Raw genomic sequence first — 3,422 nt, 5'->3', positions numbered from 1 at the left:
ATGAAGGCCGTAAGGGTTATATCGCCGAGGGAAAGGTGAACCCTCACGAGCGGGCCGAGCTCCTCGATTGACTCAACGATTGCTTTAAACTCGTTTCTGGCGGAGCTCTTTATCGGCTCGTTCGAGATTATTATGTCCTCCGGTCTTAAGCCGACCCTGACCCGTCCTTTGGCTTCGACCGGAAGCTCAATCTCAACGCCGTTGACCCTGAGCTTTCTCCCTTCAGCGATTCCCTCGATTATGTTCTCGAAGCCGAGGAAGCGAGCAACTTCCTCGCTCACCGGCCTTGAGAAGACGTCCCTGACCTTACCAACCTGAACGAGCCTGCCGTCGAGCATCACCCCAACGCGGTCGCCTAAACTGATTGCCTCTTCAAATGAGTGTGTCACGTGCAGAGCCGTGAAGCCCAGCTCTCGCTTCCAGCGCTTCATCTCGGTTAACAGCTTCGCCCTTGTCTGGACGTCGAGGTTGGCAAAGGGCTCGTCGAGGAGGATTAACGGTGGCTCGACGACGAGCGCCCTCGCTAAAGCTACCCTCTGTTGCTCCCCACCGCTCAGCGTCCTCGGCTTTCTGTGGAGGAGGTGTTCTATCTTTAGAACCTCGGAGATTTCCCTAACCTTTCGCTCTATTTCGGGCTTTGGCACCTTCCTGACCTTCAGGCCGAAGGCTATGTTGTCGTAGACGTTCATGTTCGGGAAAAGGGCGTAGTTCTGGGGGACGTAGGCTAAACCGCGCTTCTCGGGCGGAAGGTCCGTAACGTCTCTGCCTTTGAGGTAAACCCTCCCCGAGTCCGGCTCTATTATCCCCGCGATTATCTCAAGGAGAACCGTCTTCCCCGCACCGCTCGGGCCGAGGATTATGAAGTGCTCGCCCTCTTTAACCTCGAGGGTTATATCCCTGAGGTGGAACTCCTTCCAGTCCTTGGAGATTCCCTCAGCCCTGAGCATTGGCCCGCCTCCCTATCAGCCACCTGAGGACGACGAAGATGCCGAGGCTTATCGTGACCATGAGGACCGCTATCGGCCGGGAAGCCCTCAGACCGTAGTTGTTGAAGTACTCGAGGATTAGAACCTGGGCCGTCATCGGGTAGTAGGCCACAATCAGGATTGAGCCGACCTCGCTTATTGCCCTTGCCCACGTCATTATGGCCCCGCTCGCTATGCTCGGGAAGGCCATCGGAAGGGAAATCGAGAAGAAGGCCCTCAGCCGTGAAGCTCCGAGGGTTCTCGCAACAGCCTCAAGCTTCTCGTCAACGGCCAAAAAGCCGTCCCTGGCGGAGTTTATCGTGAAGGAGGCCGAGACGAAGAGCATGGCCCCTATTATGCCCTTGTAGTTGTCGAGGATGTATGTGGAGTAAGTGACGAGGAGCATTATGCCAACAACTGAGTGGGGAATCACTATCGGGACATCTATGATGGCCTGAACGAAGCTCTTCCCCGGGAAGTCCTTTCTGGCCAGAACGTAGCCGAGGGGGACGCCGAAGAGGAGCGCTATCAAAGCGGTCGCCGTGGCCGTTAAAAGGGACCGCTTGACGGCAGAAATCACAACCGGGTCGTGGAGGGTCCTGACGAAGGCCTGAAAATCCTGGGCCTGCCTGAAGTAAATCATTGCCAGGGGCAGGAGTATGTAAACGATTAGAAAGCTCCCCAGCGCCGCGAAGAAGTAAAGGGTGTAGTCGCGCCTCATTGCCCTCCCCTTAAATTTGAGAGAGGGATAAAAAGCTCACCCCTCGACCTTCACCTCGTTTCTGATTATGCTTGGGACGTTGCCGAACGCTATCGGCGGGTTGAGGAAGTCCTGATAGTTCTTCTCAAATATCTCCCTGCCCTGCTGGCTGAGCCAGAACTTGAGGAACTCGAGGGCCAGCTCCCTGTGGGGGGCGTTCTTCAGCACGGTGACGCCGTAGACGATGGGCTTGGCCTTGATTGTCTTGCCTGTGGAGCCTATGGTAACCTCGACCTGACCGTAGTAGTTCGCGAGCTTGAAGTCCTCGAGGTTTATCTGCTTCGGCAGGGTTATGTAGCGGAGGTGGTGCTGCTCGGCGACGCTCTTGTATATGAAGAAGTAGTCAACGGCTCCGCTCTCCACGAGACCAACAAGGTCGGTCTCCTTGGGCCTCATGACTATCTTGTCGGTCTTGAACTGTATCACCTTGGGAACGTATATGTGGGTTCCATTTGCGTATATGTTGGTGTTGTCCTCGACCAGCGTCTTGAATATCGGCTTGTGGTAGTAAAGGCTCGCCAGCATCATGACCATGACTGCGCGGTAGCCGCAGGGGTCGTCGTTGGGGTTGCTGAAGCCGAACTTGACGCCCGGCTTGGCCAGAATCTCGTACCAGTTGGTCGAGTTAATCTCGTTCGCGTACTTGCTCTTGTTGGTGAATGCAATGACTATCTGGTTTGTCGCGAACATCACGTAGAAGTCGGTGTAGTTGGGAATCAAAAGCTCCGGGATGAGGGTGTAGTCGGCCGTCGCAACTATGTCAGCGGGTTTGTGTAAATCCGTTACCTTCCTGCAGGCCATGACGCTGCCGCTCGCCTCGTCCTGGAATTCCACCTTAACTCCCAGGTTTTCCTCGGCGTACTTCTGGAAGGCGCTCTCAAGCTGCTGGAGGGGAACGCTCAGCGAACCGGCGTGGAAGATTATCAGGGTTTCCTCCTTGAGGGGTTTTGAAGTCCCCGTTGATGTGGAGCTGGAGCCGCCTGATGAGGCTATGCACCCAGCCGCGAGAACCGAGAGCACGAGGATTCCTATCAACGGGAAAACCGCCTTCCTCATCAAAACCACCGATATAAGGGACAGAAACGTGTATTTAAACATTTTGAGTAAACAGATGCATTAACGTAAATAAAGTTGTTTTCGTGAATTAACGCCCCAACGAAACCTTTTTATCAAGTTTCGACCTGTAATTATATTATGAAGATTCGAAAATTTGTAGACAGGGAGAGGGAACTCAAAACGCTCAACGAACTTTATGAGAAAAAGGGCTTCACACTCGTTCTCGTCACGGGAAGGAGAAGAATCGGGAAAAGCCGCCTCGTTCGCGAGTTCCTGAAGGACAAGGAGGCTATAGCGGTTCAGTTCGAAAAGAGGGTGTGGGAGTACAACCTCGCAAAGCTCAATCGGGCCATCGGGGAGCACTTTAACATCCCAGTCCCAAACTTTGCCACGTTCACAGACGCGTTCCGCTTCATCGCGTCCCAAGCTGAGGGCAGACTCATAGTGTTCCTCGACGAGTTCTCTTACTTACTCCGTTACTCGGAGGTTGAGGCGGAGTTTCAGAGCATCGTTGATGAAGTTCTTCCCGAAAGCGACGTCATGCTAATCCTCTCGGCTTCCTCGGTCGGACTGCTGAAGAGGAGCTTCTTCGACTACTCAAGCCCGCTCTACGGCAGGAGCGACGCAACGCTCAACCTTCA

General features: G+C 54.4%; 4 protein-coding genes. 1 reads left to right on the top strand and 3 read right to left on the bottom strand.

Annotation, left to right across the window (positions count from 1 at the left end; all coding sequences use genetic code 11):
- The 3 genes from wtpC to wtpA form a co-directional block, all read right to left on the bottom strand.
- A partial coding sequence (gene wtpC, locus MVK46_RS01920) for a tungstate ABC transporter ATP-binding protein WtpC (RefSeq protein WP_297534866.1) occupies positions 1-947 on the bottom strand: 947 nt, incomplete at its 3' end.
- Entirely contained in the window at positions 934-1,686 is a 753-nt protein-coding gene (gene wtpB, locus MVK46_RS01915; protein WP_297534863.1) for a tungstate ABC transporter permease WtpB, read from the bottom strand. The genes wtpB and wtpC, both read right to left, overlap by 14 nt.
- A 36-nt stretch (positions 1,687-1,722) precedes the next feature.
- Positions 1,723-2,781 carry a tungstate ABC transporter substrate-binding protein WtpA gene (gene wtpA / locus MVK46_RS01910; RefSeq protein WP_297534861.1) on the bottom strand — a complete coding sequence of 353 codons (1,059 nt, stop codon included), beginning with the start codon at positions 2,779-2,781 and terminating at the stop codon, positions 1,723-1,725.
- 138 nt (positions 2,782-2,919) lie between these two features.
- Here wtpA and MVK46_RS01905 point away from each other — a divergent pair.
- A partial coding sequence (locus MVK46_RS01905; RefSeq protein ID WP_297534859.1) for an ATP-binding protein occupies positions 2,920-3,422 on the top strand: 503 nt, incomplete at its 3' end.

Origin of the sequence: Thermococcus sp. (genome assembly GCF_027066465.1) — an archaeon.
In the GTDB taxonomy this organism is placed as follows: domain Archaea; phylum Methanobacteriota_B; class Thermococci; order Thermococcales; family Thermococcaceae; genus Thermococcus.
This window is presented reverse-complemented; position numbering and strand designations above follow the sequence as displayed.

Excerpts from the sequence above, each read along its gene's own strand:
- wtpB (WP_297534863.1), bottom strand. The coding sequence starts at position 1,686 with ATGAGGCGCGACTACACCCTTTACTTCTTCGCGGCGCTGGGGAGCTTT.
- wtpA (WP_297534861.1), bottom strand. The coding sequence starts at position 2,781 with ATGAGGAAGGCGGTTTTCCCGTTGATAGGAATCCTCGTGCTCTCGGTT.